Origin of the sequence: Halomonas sp. BLK-85, assembly GCF_044792155.1 — a bacterium.
GTDB lineage: Bacteria > Pseudomonadota > Gammaproteobacteria > Pseudomonadales > Halomonadaceae > Vreelandella.
Window position 1 is genome coordinate 2,324,393 of the sequence record NZ_CP087731.1, and the last position, 17,115, is coordinate 2,341,507.

Below are 17,115 nucleotides of genomic sequence, written 5' to 3' on the forward strand. Positions count from 1 at the left end.
GGCACACCCCTACACATGAAGAGGCAGCATTCTACGCAAATGCGGGCTATTTGGAAAGCCTCGGCCGCTGAAATCTAGCGCCACGGCAAGCCACCCGGGCCGCCAGAACCGCCCATACCGCCAGGACCGCCCGGCCCCTGACCTCCCATCATGCCGGACATCCCGCGCATCATTTTCTGCATGCCGCCTTTTTTACCGGCCTTCTTCATCATCTTCTGCATCTGCTTATGCTGTTTCAGCAAGCGGTTCAGGTCGGGCACCTGAAGGCCGGCCCCCCCTGCAATCCGGCGTTTGCGCGAACCATTGATGATTTCCGGCTTCTGGCGTTCCTTGGGCGTCATCGAGTTGATCAGCGCTTCAAGCTTGCCCAGCTCCTTTTCGGGCCCAGGCCCTTGTGCCATTTCGGCCATCTGCCCCATACCGGGCAGCTTACCCATCAATCCACCCATGCCGCCCATTTTCTTGAGCTGCTGAAGCTGGTCACGGAAATCTTCCAGATCGAAGCCATCGCCTTTCTTGACCTTCTTGGCCAGCTGCTCGGCCTTGGACTTGTCGACCGTGCGCTCGGCCTCCTCGATCAGCGAGAGCATATCGCCCATACCCAGGATACGAGAGGCGACGCGATCCGGATGGAAGGGTTCAAGCGCATCGACTTTCTCACCGACCCCCATGAACTTGATCGGCTTACCGGTCACATGGCGCACTGACAACGCCGCCCCTCCACGCGCATCACCGTCCGCCTTGGTCAGGATGACACCGGTCAGTGGCAGGGCTTCATTGAACGCCTTGGCGGTATTGACCGCATCCTGGCCGGTCATGGCATCAACCACGAACAGGGTTTCCTGGGGAGTGATCGCCGTATGCAGTGCCTGGATCTCCGCCATCATGGCTTCATCAATGGCAAGACGGCCGGCAGTGTCTACCAGGAGTACATCATGGAACTGGATTCTGGCGTGCTTGATGGCCGCCGTGGCAATATCCACCGGCTTCTGGTCCGAGCGGGAGGGGAAGAACTCCACCTCAACCTCTTTTGCCAGCGTCTCCAGCTGGTCGATGGCCGCTGGGCGGTAGACGTCAGCGGAAACCACCAGCACCTTTTTCTTCTCGCGCTCGCGCAGATAGCGTGCCAGCTTGGCCACAGAGGTGGTTTTACCCGCGCCCTGCAAACCTGCCATGAGCACGACGGCAGGTGACCCTTTGAGCGTCAGGCCTTCGTTGGCCTCGCCCATGGTCGCTTCAAGTTCCTGCTGAACAATCTTCACGAACTGCTGCCCGGGGGAGAGGCTTCTGGAAACCTCCTGCCCCACGGCCCGCTCGCGGACACGCTCGATGAAATCCTTGACGACAGGTAGCGCAACGTCGGCTTCCAGCAGTGCCCGACGCACTTCCCGAAGGGTTGACTGGATATTGTCATCAGTCAGGCGCGCCTGACCCTTGATCGACTTCAGCGTCTGGGAAAGACGCTCGCTGAGATTCTGAAACATGGGGCCTCTCTGCCTCCGTCTTGGTCACCCGGCGCAAGCACCGTGGACATTGAATGTAATGATTATACGCGTTGACGGCGCGACTCTCCATGGTGGAAGTAGCGAAGACGCTTGTTTCATTCTCGACGACTGTGCGCAGCGCAAAGGATTGGTTATAGTAGGGTCATCAGTCCTGACCCTGAAGCTGACAGGTTTCACTTACTCGCTTAACGCGCACGGATAGCATCATGCAGGCGCTCCCATTCGCCACTCTTGCTCTTGTACTTTATATAGCGGCCGCCCTCTGGCAGGGGCTTTCACTACTTCGCCGCGTGCCGGCCCGCCCGATATTGGTGCGCATGCTGGCCACACTGGGACTGTTGCTGCACATCCCACTGGTGGTCAAGCTGCTGGGACAATCCCCAGGGTTACTGCCCGGCTTTACGACCAGCATCACTCTCTTCATGGCCGTTGCCGTCAATGTTGTTCTCGTCGCCAGCCTGTTCAAGCCGGTGCTTAATGCGGGTGTGGCACTATTTCCGATTGCCGGCATTGCCTTGATAGCGGCAGCCAGCCTACCTGGTGAGGGCAGCGCAAGAGGGCTTACGCCAGGCATACTTCTGCACGCCATCAGCTCGGCCCTGGCCTTTGCCATTCTTGCGATCGCGGCGGCGCAGGCAGTCCTGGTGGGCCTGCAGAACCAGGCCCTGCGCCATCATCATATTCGCGGCATTGTCCAGTCACTTCCGCCACTTACCACCATGGAACGGGTACTGTTCGAACTTGTCTGGGCCGGCGTATTATTGTTGACCCTTTCAATCATCAGCGGCTTTCTGTTTCTGGATAATCTGTTTGCCCAGCACCTGGCGCATAAAACAGTCCTGTCGATTACTGCCTGGCTGATATTCGCTACACTGCTGGTAGGCCGTTACCGCTTTGGATGGCGCGGCATGCGGGCCGTCAAGTGGACACTGACAGGAAGCGGTTTTCTGATACTCGCCTATTTTGGCAGCAAGTTCGTTCTGGAGATCCTGCTTGGCACCTGACGCACGTTTGGAAAGACCATGACATCCTGTGTTGCCACCCGGATCGATTTGACACCCTGCGCATTACCTTCTGACTATCGGACTACCCAGCAATAAAGGAACCTTCAACTTGAGCGACGACTTCCCCCTGGGGTTATTGTTCGGATTACTCGCCCTACTGATTCTGCTTTCTGCATTCTTCTCGAGTTCTGAGACCGGCATGATGTCGATTAACCGCTATCGCCTGAGCCATCAGGCCAATAGCGGCGACACTCGAGCCAAGCGGGTGCTTCGTTTGCTGGCGCGCCCGGACCGACTGATTGGCGTTATCCTGATCGGCAACAACTTCATCAACAACCTGGCGGCGTCCATTGCCACCATCATTGCCATTCACTTTTTTGGGGAAGTGACCGGCCCCGCGATCGCCACCCTGATGCTGACCATCACTATCCTGATTTTTGCTGAAGTCACCCCCAAGACCTATGCAGCCATCAAGCCTGAACGTATTGCCTATCCGGCCTCACGGATCCTTGAGCCGCTGCTCAAGCTTCTTTATCCACTGGTGCTGTTGGTCAGCCTGATATCCAACGGACTGCTTCGCATCCTGGGAGTCAAAAGCGTTGAAAACGGCGGCGACAGCCTGACCCGGGATGAATTACGCACGGTTGTTCATGAAGCGGGCACCATGATTCCTTACCGCCACCAGACCATGCTGCTGTCGATCCTGGATCTTGAAAACGTGACGGTGAACGACATCATGGTGCCGCGCCATGAAGTGCTGGGCATTGATCTTGATGACTCACTGGCGGACATCCTTGCCCAGATTCGCACCAGCCAGCACACCCGGCTGCCGATTTTCAAGGGCGACATCAACAACATCATCGGCATGTTGCACTTGCGCAATGCCGCTCGCTTCCTCTCCCGCTCAGAGGTCACCAAAGCAGCCATCGTACAGGAGGCGCGCGAGCCCTACTTTATTCCCGAGTCCACGCCCCTGCATACGCAATTGCTCAACTTTCAGAAACAGAAGCGCCGGATTGGTATCGTTGTGGATGAATACGGCGATGTCGAGGGCCTGGTCACGCTGGAAGATATTCTGGAAGAGATTGTGGGTGAGTTCACCACGGACGTTTCCGAAGACCAGGAAATTCATCAGCAGGATGATGGCAGTCATGTGATAGAAGGTACCGCCAACATCCGGGAGATCAATAAAATGCTGGGCTGGAAGCTGCCAACCGATGGGCCCAAAACGCTCAATGGCCTGATTCTGGAACATCTCGAGTCTTTCCCGGAAGGCCCTGCCTCGCTACAGATAGGCTCGATCCGCATGGAAATTCTCGAGATACGTGACAACCTGATCACGTCGGCACGCTGTTGGCCGGCAAACCGCCTGCCACGTCGCTAATCGTCAGGATGGCCGCCTCTCTCGGCCTCCGACTTGAGGCTACGCACCTGAGCCTCCAGATAGCGTCGCAAGGCGATCTCATGGCCTGACGCTTTTGAGATCATCAGTGGGTCAATAGCCTTGCCGAAGTTCAGCGTTACCCGGGCGCGCCAGCGACGTGGCCACTTCTTCAAGGCGGGCCCGTTCGCATTGGATGTCCATGACCCCCATAGCCCCGCCAGGCCGACGGGCACAACCGGCACATTATCTCGCGCCAATATGGTTTCAATGCCGCGCCGAAAGCTGCCTACCTCACCATCCCGGGTCAGCCTGCCCTCGGGAAACACCATGACCACTTCGTCATTGGCCAGCGCGGCGCTCACCTCGTCAAGCGCACGCCTTAGTGACCCTGGGTCGCGACGTTCAGAGACAATCGGGATCACCCCGACCCATTTGAACCACCAGCGCAACAGGGGTGAGTTAAAGATGGTCTGGTCCATCACAAAACGTATTGGCCTTGGGCAGGCGCCTCCCAGGACCAGCGCATCCATGTAACTGACGTGATTGCATACCATCAGCGCCGCTCCATGGCGAGGAATATTCTCGCGCCCCTGGATGCGCAAACGGTAGATCATCCGGACAAGCGCATAAATGACCTGACGCAACAGGCGGCGTGTCTGCACGCGTGCCAGGGTCACACATCGCCCTCGATATGGCGCAAGCCGGCAAGTACGGTGCTCAATAACTGCTCCAGCAGCTCATCGACTTTTAACTGCTGACTCTGCCAATAACCCAGGCGCTCATTCAAACCCAGCTGAACCAGGCCGTGTACACTGCCCCACAGAGTGCGCCCCAAGCGCCTCGCCTCCAGGTCATCCAGAGCGGGCTGGTATTCTTTGAGACTGGCTTCTACCTGAGTGAACAGCGCTTCAATCAAGTCGCTTTGGCGCTTGTCAAGCTCACCTTCCTGAGCCAAAGGGTAATCAAACAGCAGTTGCCAGCGGTAACAGTCCTGTCTGGCAAATTGCCAGTAAGCATGGGCCAACGCCCTTAACCAGGGCTCTGGTGCATTGGTATTCAGGCTACTGATGGTATGCTGCAGGCGAGCCAGCGTCTCAACGTTGACATATTGAAGCAGGTTATTGAAGCTGCCATAGAGTTTGAGCAAGGTGCTGGGTGCGCAGCCAACTTCTCGGGCAATCGCGCGCAAGGACAACCCGTGAACCGGTTTTTCTGCCAGCCAGGCATCACAGGCATGCATTACCTGCGCATGGAGGGCATCGGGCGCATGCTGTCTTGGGCGTGCCATGGCATTCTCTTCAGGTTTACTGCGGGAGGTCTGATTCCATGCTGTTGTACATGACCAGGATCATATAGGATACCTTATATCAAACACTGTTTTCGATACTATTGTATAGCTTATTTATCATTTTGCCTGCAGATCATCAATCTCACAGCATCAAGCGCCACCTGCGAGGTGTAAACTCCCCAGCGCAAGATTCATTGAACGGAGAGTGACGTGACAGGCCGCCTTTATGTGCGTGATTTACCACTGGCTGAATGGTTAGCCCCGATCAGCTGTTCAGATCATCTGATTGCCTCGCCCAACCTGGCGCCCCGACAAGGAGTGTCTGCCATTCGCTGGGAACGTGGTAAGCGTCAACTTGATACCCTGTTCTGGGGATTAACCCCGCCCTGGCTTGAGGTGCTTGATCATGCTCCGCACAACGCACGTGCTGAAACACTGGAAAGTCGGCCAATGTTTCGCGAGGCCTTGCAGTCCCGACGTTGCGTCGTGCCCGTCAGCGGCTTTTATGCCTGGAAGGTTCAGCCGCGTGGCAAACAGCCTTACCTGGTCACGCATACCCAGCGTTCTCCCCTGTTGCTGGCAGGGTTGTGGTGTCGCTATCACACCAGCCTGACCACCTTTAACGATTCCATGGCACTGATTACCGTGCCTGCCAATGCCTGCCTGGCAACCGTGACCGACCGTCTTCCCGTGGTGATTCCGCCACACCAACTGGATACCTGGTTACACCCGGCAAGCGCATTAGACACTATCAGACCGCAACTTACCCCTGCCCCTTTGGAACTGTTGGGCGCTTTTCCGGTATCAATACAGGTCAACAACCCTGCCTATCAGTCACCAGCTTGTGCCTACCCGGTTGGGCCAATGCTCAAATGGGCCTCGACTCAGGAGTCGTAAATGTTACGTTTTTTCTCTTTTTCCCCTGGCTACCCTCTGGTCTCCTCTGCCGTGCTATCGCTGGGAGTTCTCTACATTCCGCTGGCCAATGCCAGCTCAACCGACGGTGTCAGCCAGGTGGAAGACCCTATTGTCAGCCCTCATGATGAACGTGATTACCGCCTTCTGACCCTGGAAAATGGCCTACAAACCCTGTTGGTCAGCGATCCGCAGGCGGACAAGGCCGCCACCTCAATGAATATACGCGTGGGCAGCGCTCAGGATCCGGAGGATCTTCAGGGCCTGGCGCATTTTCTTGAGCATATGCTGTTTCTGGGTACCGAGCCGTTTCCTGAATCTGACGCCTATCAGGGTTATATTTCACGTAACGCCGGATCTTTTAATGCGTTTACCGCGCCTCAGGACACCAATTACTTCTTTGATATCGAGCCATCCGCATTGCCCGGAGCATTGGACCGCTTCAGTGCCTTCTTCCTTACTCCGCTGTTCAATGCCGACAAGCTCGATAGCGAGCGCAATGTGGTTCATTCGGAATACATGGCGCGCATCCGCGACGAAGGCCGCCGCGAAAACGATGCCCTCAATCAGGTGCTTAATCAGGAACACCCCATGACACGCTTTGCCGTGGGTAGTCGTGAAACCCTGTCTGACCGGCCCGACGGTGAGCTTTCACTGCGCGAGCGGGTAATAGAATTCTACCGTCAGCATTACGATGCCAGCGTCATGACGCTCGCGATTGTGGCCCCGCAACCCTTGGATACCCTGGAGAACTGGGTGGCCGAGCGCTTTGTAGATATTCCCAACCATGGTCTCAGCGCACCGGAAATTGATGTTCCCTTTGTACGGGACGCCAGCCTGCCTATTTACCTTCAGCGCCAGTCGCTACAGGATCGCCGCCAGGTGCGTTTTCACTTCCCCATTCCAGACCCTATCCGTGATTACAAGACTCAGCCGACTCAGCTGCTTGGTCACCTTTTGGGAGATGAAGGCGAAGGCAGCATCTTGGCACTGCTGCGTGATGAAGGTCTGGCTGACGGCCTGTCCGCCGGTACCGGCCGGCGCGATGGCCAAAACGCTTTCTTCACCGTATCAGTCAACCTGACACCTGAAGGCGCTGAACGCCTGGACGACATAGAGGCCACCCTGTTTGCCGCCATCAATAACATTCGTGAATACGGCCTGGATGAATGGCGTTACCAGGAACAGGCCAGCCTCCGTGAACAGGCTTTCCGCTTCCAGCAGCCCGGCGCGCCCAGTCAGGAAGCTACCCGCCTGGCCATGAATCTGTCGCGCTACCCGGCCGAAGATGTTCAATATGCCAGCTACCGCATGGACGGCTTCGATCCTGAACGTCACCGTGCTTACCTGGATGTATTGGCACCTGACAACCTGATTCGGGTCTATTCAGGTCCTGATGTGGAAAGCGAGCAAATATCCCCCTGGTTCAATACCCAGTGGCGCCGCCTTGACGAGGTAAATTCCGGCAACCCTCTGGCCGGCCTGAGCTTGCCTGAGCCCAACCCCTTCATTGCCGATGACCTGACCCTGCTTGAGGGCAGCGACGAGCAGCCTCAAGCCCTGATAGAGGCGCGCGGTTTTCGTGCCTGGCACATGCAGGAAGAGCGTTTCAACACGCCCAAGGTGGAATGGCGCATCAGCCTGCAACACCCTAGCGCCAGTTATTCAGCGGAAGAAGCCGTACTGACGAGGTTGCTCGCCAACTGGCTGAATGACAGCCTGAACGAATCCCTTTATCCGGCCTGGCTGGCGGGACATTCAGTTGATAGCTATGCTCACTCCAGGGGCATCACATTGGCCCTTTCCGGCTGGCGGGATGGCCAGACGCCCCTTATCGAGCAGACGCTCTCACAGCTTGCCAACGCGTCCATTTCAGCCAACGCCTTTGAGCGGGTGAAATATCAGCTGCAGCGCGAATGGCGCAACGCACCGGAGTCATCACTCACCCGCCAGGCTCAGCGCGCACTGGGTGAGGCCCTGCTGACGCCTCAATGGTCAAGCCGTGAACTGCTCGCGGCCAGCCAGCGGCTGCAGATCCACCATCTGGAAGATTTCCGCCAGCGCTTCCTTGAAAAGCTCTACGTTGAGGCCATGGCGGTAGGTAACCTGAGCGAAGACCAGGCCGAGCAGCAAGCTGAGCTGATACGCGGCAAGCTGCGCCCACGCCTCACCCGGGACGCTATTAGCGAACTGACGCCCCTCCAGGCCAAGGCGGGTGCCAGTGTTCTGCGTCCGGACAGTACCCGCGACGAGTCACTGGTGCTTCGCTATCTGCAAGGTAATGACACCTCGCTGCGTCATCAGGCGGCAGTGAACGTCCTGGCCCAATGGCTGGAGACACCATTTTACCAGCGCCTGCGTACTGAAGAGCAGCTTGGTTATATTGTCAATGCCGGTTATTCACCGCTGCTGGAAGCACCGGGGCTGGCCATGATTGTCCAATCCCCGGACACGCCAAGCGCCACAATTGCCGAGCGCATGGATGCCTTCCTGCAAGAGGCCGATGAACGTTTGGAAGCGCTGGATGACGAGGCCCTTGCGCCCTATCGTCAGGCAGTGTTTGAGCGGCTAACCCAGCGCGATACACGGCTTGAAGCACTCGCCAACCGTCACTGGCAGGCCACTGCCCTGAAGGAGGTTGAATTCAACCGCCGCGAACAGCGCGCTGAACGGGCGCTGGATATCAGTGCGGAGGAATTACGCAAGGTGTGGTCAACACTGCGCAAGCGCCAGCTGGATATCCGCTTTGATCCCGATGATGCGAAAAGTGATATCCGTGCCTTTCGTGAAACGCTGACTCCTTTCTCGCGCTAAGGTCTGGTAGCCATCCTGTTCGCTCAGGCATCAAATGCCTGGGCGGGCAGGATGGATTCCACATACATCACCACTTCTTCAAGAATCTGACGCTGATGGTCATCCAGTGTCTGCTGGTTGTAACGCTCGATTTCACGAGCAAAATCTTTCAGGGTGAACCCTGTCAACCCCGGATCATTCAGACGTGACCAGCGAAATGCCTCCCACTGGGCCAGCTCCTCCCCTTCCAGCGTATGCGGATAACTGCGAGCCCGAAAACGAAACAGCATTTCTTCCAGACGTGGATCCTGAAAGGCAAACCGCTGACCCACCAGGTCCCAGGGAGATAAACTGTGTACACGTGCCATGGCCTGACGGTCTGCTGCAGAAAAGAAGGCGCCGCTATATAGCATCAGGTCAGGGTCGTGAGGCTCGTCGGCAAACGTCTGCCGAAATACGTCAGCCACCTTGCTGGCCACTTGCGCCTTCTGGGCATTCAGCGCTTTCCAATGCTGACGGCAGGCATCTACATCCAGCCCCAGGCGCTTGACCAGAGCGCCATATTCACCCTGATGCGGCCCTTCCACATCTTTCAGCGCTCCCGCCGGGAACACCACCGGGCAGCGATTGATATGAATGACCTTCAGCGGAATGCGCGCCTCGCCTTCCGCCAGATCCTGCTGGCTGACAAACACCCGCTCGCGCACCTGCTCAGCGGATAGGCTCAACAGCTCACCGGGGTCAACGCTCAGGTCGTATACAATCACGCCGTTGGGGTTGGTAGGATGCTCAGCCAACGGCATGACCAAGGCACTACAGGCGCGGCTGGCCGGGTAACGACGGGAGATATGCACCAGGGGTTTGGCATGAGGGATATCCAGAAGCCTGCTCACTGCGCGCTTGCCACGCAAGCCGAGCAGATAATCGAACAGCTTGGCATTACATTCACGCAGCTTCTTTGCCAAGGCGATCGTCGCCCGCACATCCGCCAGGGCGTCATGGGCTCCCGCATGTTCAATCCCGTTGGCCGCCGTCAGGTCTTCCAGCTTGAAACTGGGCGAACCCTCTTCCTTCACCGGCCATTCAATGCCCGCCGGGCGCAGCGCATAGAATGCCCGTACGACGTCGATCAGATCCCAACGGGAGTTGCCGTTCTGCCATTCCCGGGCATAGGGGTCAAGCAGGTTGCGATAGAACAGATGTCGCGAGATTTCGTCGTCAAAGCGCAAACTGTTATAACCTACCACGCAGGTGCCCGGCACACTCATACTGTCCAGTACCTGGCGGGCAAACTCGGCCTCGGGCAGGCCGCGCCGCTGGGCTTTTTGAGGGGTGATCCCCGTAATCAGGCAGGCCGTCGGGTGTGGCAGGTAGTCATCTGCTGGCTTGCAGTAGAGCTCAATCGGCTCACCCACCTCATTAAGTGCGCCATCCGTACGAATGGCGGCAAACTGGGCTGGTCGATCACGCCGGGTGTCGGCGCCGAAGGTTTCATAGTCATGCCAGAGAAAACTGCTGGGAACCGTCTGGTTGGGCGCCATGAAAAGCCATACTCCGCGTCGACCGTGAATAGTGATGGTGAGTCGTTATCGTGAACTGTCTATGACTTGGGCAAGGTGACGTTGAGCTCAAGCACTGAACAGTTGTCTTCGCTATCCAGAGAAATCTGGACAGCATCGTCATCAATCTGGACATAGCGGCGAATGACTTCAACCAGCTCTTTTTCCAGCATGGGCATATAATCCGGCTGGCCACGCTGGCTCCGCTGGTGCGCGACAATGATCTGCAAGCGCTCTTTGGCCACTGATGCAGACTTCTTGCGTTCGCGTTTCAGAAATTCCAAAAGTTTCATCGACGACCCCCTCCCCCAAACATGCGTGTCAGAAAGCCTTTTTTGCTGGTCTGATGAAAACGTAAAGGTACCTCTTCACCCAGCAGGCGCGACACTGTATCAAGATAGGCCAATCCGGCATCACTGGCGCTTTCATGGATAACCGGAACCCCCTGGTTGGAGGCGCTCAGGACGGCTTCGGACTCGGGAATCAGCCCAAGAAGCTCTATCGCCAGGATTTCGCGGATATCATCCAGCGTCAGCATATCACCACTTGTCACCCGATCCGGATTATAACGGGTAATCAGCAGATGCTCGCGAACGGGTTCGCTGCCTTCTTCAGCGCGCTGGGTCTTGGATGCCAAGAGCCCAAGAATACGATCAGAGTCACGTACCGAGGAGACTTCCGGATTGGTTACCACCACTGCTTCATCAGCAAAATGCATCGCCAATTGAGCACCACGCTCTATCCCAGCCGGCGAATCACAGATGATAAAGTCAAATTCCTGGCGGAGTTTTCCCAGCACATCCTTAACGCCCTCCTGGGTTAGGGCGTCTTTATCCCGGGTTTGCGAGGCCGGCAGAATAAACAGGTTTTCAACCCGCTTGTCACGGATCATCGCCTGATTAAGCCCTGCCTCACCCTGAATGACATTTACCAGATCATAGACAACGCGACGCTCACAGCCCATGATCAAGTCCAGGTTACGCAGGCCAACATCAAAATCGATGACAACGGTTTTCTGGCCACGCATCGCAAGGCCAGTCGCAATTGACGCTGCACTGGTTGTTTTGCCTACACCGCCCTTTCCTGAAGTAACTACAATGACTTTGGCCAAGATACCCATCCTTTTTAATATCGTGTGCCGTTGGCGCGCTGACGCAGTTCAATCATTTACGCCCATGAACGGCCCGGTAAAACCCTGATTGTTTTTATCTCTGCCGCGCGCAGAAAAAATGAATGTGGATTGCAGCGCCAGAGCCCCTTGACAGTACTTTCTATATTACGTGATAGCGGCCCGGCTGAATACGGCATGACCTGCTTATTGGCTCACCGTCTGGCGAGCGAATCATGCAAGAGGCTTGATTTCAAGCTGTTCGCTGCTGTAGTGAACCTGGGCAGGCTCACCCAACAGGCGTAAATCAACATCTTCAAGACGTTTATAATTGCCTGCCACTGAGAGCAACTCGGCCTTGAGTTCGCGACAATAGATTCCTGCAGACAGGTTGCCGTGAATCCCCGCCAGCGCTCGCCCCCGCAGCGGACCATATATATGAATACTCCCGCCTGCCAATACTTCAGCGCCTGCATTGACAGCCCCGATCACTATCAGGTCACCCTCTGCTGCACTGACCTGCTGGCCTGATCGCACCGTACCGCGATAAAGCCGCGTAGAAGCGGACTGTTGATCATCAGGCGCTGGTGTTGAATGCTGTTGCTGGTCGGCGGCCTGGCTTTCCCCGCCGGGACCGTCAGCTGGTGTGGAGGCCTCCTTGGTATCGACGGCGACACTTGCCAGACGCCGTGCCCGATCGCTTTCGACCGGCGCAAACCAGCCAAGCCCCAGCGCCCAGGCTGATTGGCGCACAGGATCTGTGCCACCTCGAACGGCCACCGGCAGCAACTTATGCTCGCGACACACGGCACAGATACGCTCGAGTGCCAGATTAGGCGCATCCAACTTTTCCACGCCAAGCACAACAGGTGTATGCTGGAAAAAAGCGGGTGACTGCACCAACTTGCCCTGAAGTTGTTGACGAATTTGCTCGGGATCGGCGCTACTCAGTTCCATTATGGTCATGGGTAGCATGCCACCTTTAAAAGTAAAGGCCACATCGGCCGTATCCGCTTTAAGGCTCATTGCCGTGACTCCCTAACGTGGTCAGGTTGATTCCCTGATCAGGTAAAATAGGTAGGATGAATTAGAAACACTCTGACGGCGACACTTCTTCAGTAGCTTCGCCCGTATACTAGATAAAGCTAAGCGAGAGTGGAGGTGACTGCAACCGCCAAACGCTTTGGCTAAACTTTTTTTAACGCTAGGCACCCGACTCAGGATGATCCATGCACGGACTGTTACGACGCCTTTTCGCCCCCCGGTGGCAACATCCGGATCCCACAGTACGCCGTCAGGCGCTTGATCGCCTTGACCCGGCACAGCCTGACCATCAAAAGGTACTCAAGGCACTTTCAGAAGACACTGACCCAGGGATTCGCCTGGCGGCGTTATGTGCCTCGAATGACCTTGCGGGTCTGATGGAGGGCTATACTCAACACAGCGACAATAGCGCCTGGTTTGAGGCAATCGCCCAACGCCTGAGCGGAAAAACGGGCCAGATTGAACTGGGCGAACGCCTCCGCCATCTCGCACTCACTTCAGATATCCAGCTTCTGCACGCGGTTGCCCACACTGGAGACAACCTCGACCTGCGCCTGGCCGCACTTGAGAAGCTACAGGATGAGGATGATATTATCCAGCAGGCTTGCCACAACGGCGTTGTGGCTGTCCGCCATCGCGCTGCAGAGCGAGTGATCAGCGAGCAGGGCTTAAGGCGGCTGCTCAAGGAATCTCAGCGTGACCGACAGGTCATGCGCCTGGCACGTGATCGCCTTAATGCGTTGAAAGAAGATGCCGAATGGGAAAAGAACCAGCGCCAGAAGCGCGACGATATACTCCACGCCATGGAACAGCAGGCCAGACGCCCCTGGGAGCCTCTGTATAGCGGCCGGCTGCGCCATCTGGAACGCGAATGGCAGCAAGTGGAACAGGCGCCTGATGCTATTCAGGAAAAGCGCTATCATGACGCTCTGCTCGCTTGCCGCAAGATCCTTCACGACCATGAGACCAAAGAGCGTGAACGGCTTCATCAGGAGCAGCAACAAGCAGAAGCAGAGCAAACTCGCGAACAACTGTTGGACGGCCTTGAAGAAAGCCTGGAAGGGCTTCTACACAGCGACGCGCTGAACCTGCAGGATATTGACAGCTTACGTGCCCAATATCGTCTGTTCACCCAACGCTGGCAGGTACTGGCTGATAGCTACCCCTGTAGCGACGATCTTCGCCTGCGGCATGCTAATGTCATCAAGCATTATGAGCAGGTCATCAATGCCTGGGAACGATGGGAGGCATATGTGCCTTTGCTGGAGCAGGCGCTGGCAGACAACCAGATGCCTGACCTGCACCAGCATCTCAATGCCTGCCGCTGGCCAGAAACACTTCCTCCACCGGCCTTGATGCAGGAGGCCAAGGCGGCTCTGGCGGCCCAGGCCAAAGCTCACGTCCCTCAGCATGACCAGGGTGCACCCAGCGCAACGTCGCCGGACGTCCTGAATAACCAACTCAATGACCTTGAGAACCTGCTTGAACGCGGCGCCTTCAAAAGTGCCAGCCGTCTCTATCAGCGACTCAAGCCGCATGTTGACGCTCTGGATAACGCATCAACCAAACCGCTTATATCCCGCTTCAGACACCTTGGTGCGCGACTGGCAGAACTGCGTGACTGGCGAGGCTTTGTCGCCGGACCCAAACGCTTGCAGCTGTGCGAAAGCATTGAAGCACTCGCCGATGACCAGCACATGGCAGAAGCTGCACTGGATCAACATCACCGCCAGTTGGTCAAGGAATGGAAATCACTCGGTGACGCAGCCGCCAACCGTGAATTATCCACCCGCTTTCGAGGCGCCTCAGACCGCATTCACGAGCGGCTTACCCCCTGGCGTGAAAAACTTGCTCAGCAACGTCAGCATAATCTGGAAGCGCGCATCGCCATGTGTGAACAGCTTGAAGCCCTGCTTGAACAGCCTGCAGAAGATGCCGACCCTGATGTATTGCGCGAGATTCGTGACAAGGCGCGGCAACAATGGCGTCTTTACTCACCTGTCACGCGCGAAGACGCCGAGCAGATTGGTCGTCGCTTCGGTAAGGTCCGCCACCGTTTGCAGGCACTGATTGATGATCGTGCGCAAGCAATCGCTGACCAGAAACAGGCAATGGTTGATCAGGCTCAAGCGCTTATCCGGCAGGAAGACACCCCGATTGACGAACGCACCCGTCAGCTCAAGATATTGCAACAACAATGGCGCAGTCTGGGCAGGGCACCAAAGGGCCAGGAACAACTGCTATGGAAAACCTTTCGCCAGGCCTGCGATCAGCTTTTTGCTCAAAGGGATGCCCAGAAAAACGAGCAGGTTTCGCGCCAACAGCAACGCCTTGAGGACATGCAGGCCTTGATCGAGCGCATGGATGCCTGGCAGCCCAATCATGCAGACGATGTCACCACACTGGAGGCTTTTCTGGCTGATGCGGCAGCACTGGAGCCGCTTCCCCGCAACAGACGCAGCGATGGTATGCAAAAACGCCTGAGTGGCATTGTTCGCGCCCGCCGTGAACGCTTGGAGCGACTCAAGGTCGCTGCGCGGGTGCAGCAGTGGCAGTCAATCCTGCCGCTCGTTAACGCACACCTGGAAGCAGACCAGGCAGTGCTTGACAACACAGCGCTGGGTACTGACGTCAATGCCAATGATGTTCTGGATACCCCTCTGCCCGCTGAATTCAAGGCGGCCCACCAGCAGCGTAACCAGCAGCGGCATCACGTTAAGACCAGCCCACTCCAACTGCAACAACTGCAACAACTGCAAGACGAACTCGCACGTTTACGTGTGCATCTATCACTACTCGCCATTGGCCGTGTCAAGCAAAGTGATGAGCCACTGAGGTTGGCCATTCAGGTAGAACGCCTGAATGAAGGTTTTCAACAGGAACGTAGCCAGGAAGTGGAGCTCATTTCGATTCTTTCCGCCCTGCTGGCCCTGGGTCCCATGCCGCGCTCGCTATGGCAGGCTGATATCCGCGAGTTTGATGAGCTGCTAAGCCGTCTTTCACGACTGCCACCGCATTAAGGGTGCATTGTCAGACCCCCTTGCAGGCGATAGCAATCATCAACCACCAGACCGCTGCAAAAAACAGAACGGGAGGCATAAGCCTCCCGTTCTGTTGGATTGGCAGGTGTCAACACCACCACCTGCAAGATTGGCGATGTCATGGGTTAATCAAGCGATTAACCCATGAACTGGCCGCCATTGATGTCAATATTGGCACCCGTAATGAAGCCTGACTCCTTATCGGCCAGGAAGGTTACCAGGCGACCAATCTCTTCTGGCGTACCATAACGCTTTACCGGAATGGTTTCACGAATGGCTTCGCGCACCTTCTCGGGAATTTTCATTATCATATCTGTTGCAATATAACCGGGCGAAATGGTGTTGACGGTAATGCCTTTGGTGGCCGTTTCCTGCGCCAACGACATGGTCAAACCGTGCATGCCTGCTTTGGCTGCGGCATAGTTCGCCTGGCCAAACTGACCTTTACGGCCATTGACTGATGAAATATTGATGATACGACCATAACCTTCGCCCAGCATGCTTTCGATCACACCACGACAGGTGTTGAAAACACTGTTGAGGTTGGTATCGATCACCTCGTTCCATTGCTCATGAGACATCTTTTTCATGGTGCCGTCACGTGTAATACCTGCACAGTTGACCAGCACACTGATGGGACCGTGCTCGGCTTCAATCGCACGCGCGCCCTCAATACACGCGTCAAAATCAGAAAGATCAACGCCGGAAAGCGCAATATTCTGATAACCGTTTGCCTGCTGATCTTCCAGCCATGATTTGGCTTTTTCTGGATTATTATACCCGGCAACTACCTGGTAACCAGCATCAGCCAGCGAACGACAGATTGCCGAACCGATACCACCAGTTCCACCAGTTACCCAGGCGACGGGGGCTTGATTGGCCATTGACTACCTCCCTGAAATAACAAACGGCTTGTTTTGCAATGCAGCGTCTATAGCAAGCCATTATGTGTAAGCGCATTTGCGCCCGAATCTGCAGCATGCTCAATTGCAATTGTTGGTCTATGGCATGCCGACAGCTATAACCTAACAGGAGCCACGGTGACGCAGTCAACATTATCAACGGCACACCGACTCTGCTTTGTCTGCTTTTATTACCCGCTTCATGGTCCAGGACACCGGTATCACCAGCATAATTTTTCCAAATCAGGACCTTGTACCGATACCTAGGCCAAAAAGGGGCAAACTCAATAAACAGTCTGAACCTCTATCATGTTGAAGCACTATGACGGTTACGCCTATAAGGCAAAAGTTGATAATGACGACTTGACGTTTGTGTACAAACCCGTAGAATACGCCACACGTTGATGCGGGGTGGAGCAGTCTGGTAGCTCGTCGGGCTCATAACCCGAAGGTCATCGGTTCAAATCCGGTCCCCGCTACCAATTTTTATCAGGCAGGTCAGTCATTTACTGGCCTGCCTTTTTTGTTTTTGTTGCCAGGTCAACGTCCATTCAGAAAATATATTTGCCTGT

General features: G+C 56.1%; 13 protein-coding genes and 1 tRNA gene. 6 read left to right on the forward strand and 8 right to left on the reverse strand.

Features of this window, described 5'->3' with window-relative positions:
• Window positions 1-74: 74 nt before the first annotated feature.
• Entirely contained in the window at window positions 75-1,484 is a 1,410-nt protein-coding gene (gene ffh, locus LL947_RS10545; RefSeq protein ID WP_499833157.1) for a signal recognition particle protein, read from the reverse strand.
• Window positions 1,485-1,711: 227 nt separating this feature from the next.
• Between ffh and LL947_RS10550 the strand changes: the two genes are divergently transcribed.
• The gene (locus LL947_RS10550) at window positions 1,712-2,509 is read left to right on the forward strand and encodes a cytochrome C assembly family protein (protein ID WP_499833158.1); all 798 of its coding nucleotides are present in this window, start codon (window positions 1,712-1,714) and stop codon (window positions 2,507-2,509) included.
• Window positions 2,510-2,618: 109 nt separating this feature from the next.
• Entirely contained in the window at window positions 2,619-3,893 is a 1,275-nt protein-coding gene (locus tag LL947_RS10555; RefSeq protein WP_290821906.1) for an HlyC/CorC family transporter, read from the forward strand.
• Here LL947_RS10555 and LL947_RS10560 read toward each other — a convergent pair.
• Window positions 3,890-4,570, reverse strand: coding sequence for a 1-acyl-sn-glycerol-3-phosphate acyltransferase (locus LL947_RS10560; protein ID WP_499833159.1), 681 nt, complete (start codon window positions 4,568-4,570; stop codon window positions 3,890-3,892). The two genes, LL947_RS10555 and LL947_RS10560, sit on opposite strands and share 4 nt — an antisense overlap.
• A complete protein-coding gene (locus tag LL947_RS10565; protein ID WP_290821904.1) occupies window positions 4,567-5,181 on the reverse strand; it encodes a TetR/AcrR family transcriptional regulator in 615 nt (204 codons plus the stop codon). The genes LL947_RS10560 and LL947_RS10565 overlap by 4 nt, the downstream gene beginning before the upstream one ends.
• Before the next feature lie 210 nt (window positions 5,182-5,391).
• On the opposite strand from LL947_RS10565, the gene LL947_RS10570 reads away from it, so the two are divergent.
• A complete protein-coding gene (locus tag LL947_RS10570; protein WP_290821902.1) occupies window positions 5,392-6,078 on the forward strand; it encodes an SOS response-associated peptidase in 687 nt (228 codons plus the stop codon).
• A complete protein-coding gene (locus LL947_RS10575; RefSeq protein WP_499833160.1) occupies window positions 6,079-8,910 on the forward strand; it encodes an insulinase family protein in 2,832 nt (943 codons plus the stop codon). It abuts the gene before it with no gap.
• Window positions 8,911-8,933: 23 nt separating this feature from the next.
• On the opposite strand, the gene sbcB is transcribed toward LL947_RS10575, so the two are convergent.
• From sbcB to minC, 4 genes are all read right to left on the reverse strand, one after another.
• Complete coding sequence (gene sbcB, locus LL947_RS10580) at window positions 8,934-10,430, reverse strand: exodeoxyribonuclease I (RefSeq protein ID WP_499833161.1); 1,497 nt, start codon at window positions 10,428-10,430, stop codon at window positions 8,934-8,936.
• A gap of 59 nt (window positions 10,431-10,489) precedes the next feature.
• Entirely contained in the window at window positions 10,490-10,741 is a 252-nt protein-coding gene (gene minE / locus LL947_RS10585; protein WP_171701084.1) for a cell division topological specificity factor MinE, read from the reverse strand.
• On the reverse strand, window positions 10,738-11,559 hold the full coding sequence (gene minD / locus LL947_RS10590) for a septum site-determining protein MinD (RefSeq protein ID WP_290821895.1): 822 nt from the start codon (window positions 11,557-11,559) through the stop codon (window positions 10,738-10,740). Before minD ends, minE begins: the two co-directional genes overlap by 4 nt.
• 231 nt (window positions 11,560-11,790) lie before the next feature.
• The gene (gene minC / locus LL947_RS10595) at window positions 11,791-12,582 is read right to left on the reverse strand and encodes a septum site-determining protein MinC (RefSeq protein ID WP_290821893.1); all 792 of its coding nucleotides are present in this window, start codon (window positions 12,580-12,582) and stop codon (window positions 11,791-11,793) included.
• 203 nt (window positions 12,583-12,785) lie between these two features.
• On the opposite strand from minC, the gene LL947_RS10600 reads away from it, so the two are divergent.
• The gene (locus LL947_RS10600) at window positions 12,786-15,620 is read left to right on the forward strand and encodes a DUF349 domain-containing protein (RefSeq protein WP_499833162.1); all 2,835 of its coding nucleotides are present in this window, start codon (window positions 12,786-12,788) and stop codon (window positions 15,618-15,620) included.
• 158 nt (window positions 15,621-15,778) lie between these two features.
• Here the strand turns inward: LL947_RS10600 and phbB are convergent, their stop codons facing one another.
• Window positions 15,779-16,525 carry an acetoacetyl-CoA reductase gene (gene phbB / locus LL947_RS10605; protein WP_290821891.1) on the reverse strand — a complete coding sequence of 249 codons (747 nt, stop codon included), beginning with the start codon at window positions 16,523-16,525 and terminating at the stop codon, window positions 15,779-15,781.
• 423 nt (window positions 16,526-16,948) lie between these two features.
• Between phbB and LL947_RS10610 the strand changes: the two genes are divergently transcribed.
• Window positions 16,949-17,025: transfer RNA gene (locus tag LL947_RS10610), tRNA-Met, on the forward strand.
• Window positions 17,026-17,115 lie beyond the last annotated feature (90 nt).

Excerpts from the sequence above, each read along its gene's own strand:
- LL947_RS10550 (WP_499833158.1), top strand. The coding sequence starts at position 1,712 with ATGCAGGCGCTCCCATTCGCCACTCTTGCTCTTGTACTTTATATAGCG.
- sbcB (WP_499833161.1), bottom strand. The coding sequence starts at position 10,430 with ATGGCGCCCAACCAGACGGTTCCCAGCAGTTTTCTCTGGCATGACTAT.
- phbB (WP_290821891.1), bottom strand. The coding sequence starts at position 16,525 with ATGGCCAATCAAGCCCCCGTCGCCTGGGTAACTGGTGGAACTGGTGGT.
- LL947_RS10565 (WP_290821904.1), bottom strand. The coding sequence starts at position 5,181 with ATGGCACGCCCAAGACAGCATGCGCCCGATGCCCTCCATGCGCAGGTA.
- minC (WP_290821893.1), bottom strand. The coding sequence starts at position 12,582 with ATGAGCCTTAAAGCGGATACGGCCGATGTGGCCTTTACTTTTAAAGGT.
- ffh (WP_499833157.1), bottom strand. The coding sequence starts at position 1,484 with ATGTTTCAGAATCTCAGCGAGCGTCTTTCCCAGACGCTGAAGTCGATC.
- minE (WP_171701084.1), bottom strand. The coding sequence starts at position 10,741 with ATGAAACTTTTGGAATTTCTGAAACGCGAACGCAAGAAGTCTGCATCA.
- LL947_RS10600 (WP_499833162.1), top strand. The coding sequence starts at position 12,786 with ATGCACGGACTGTTACGACGCCTTTTCGCCCCCCGGTGGCAACATCCG.
- LL947_RS10575 (WP_499833160.1), top strand. The coding sequence starts at position 6,079 with ATGTTACGTTTTTTCTCTTTTTCCCCTGGCTACCCTCTGGTCTCCTCT.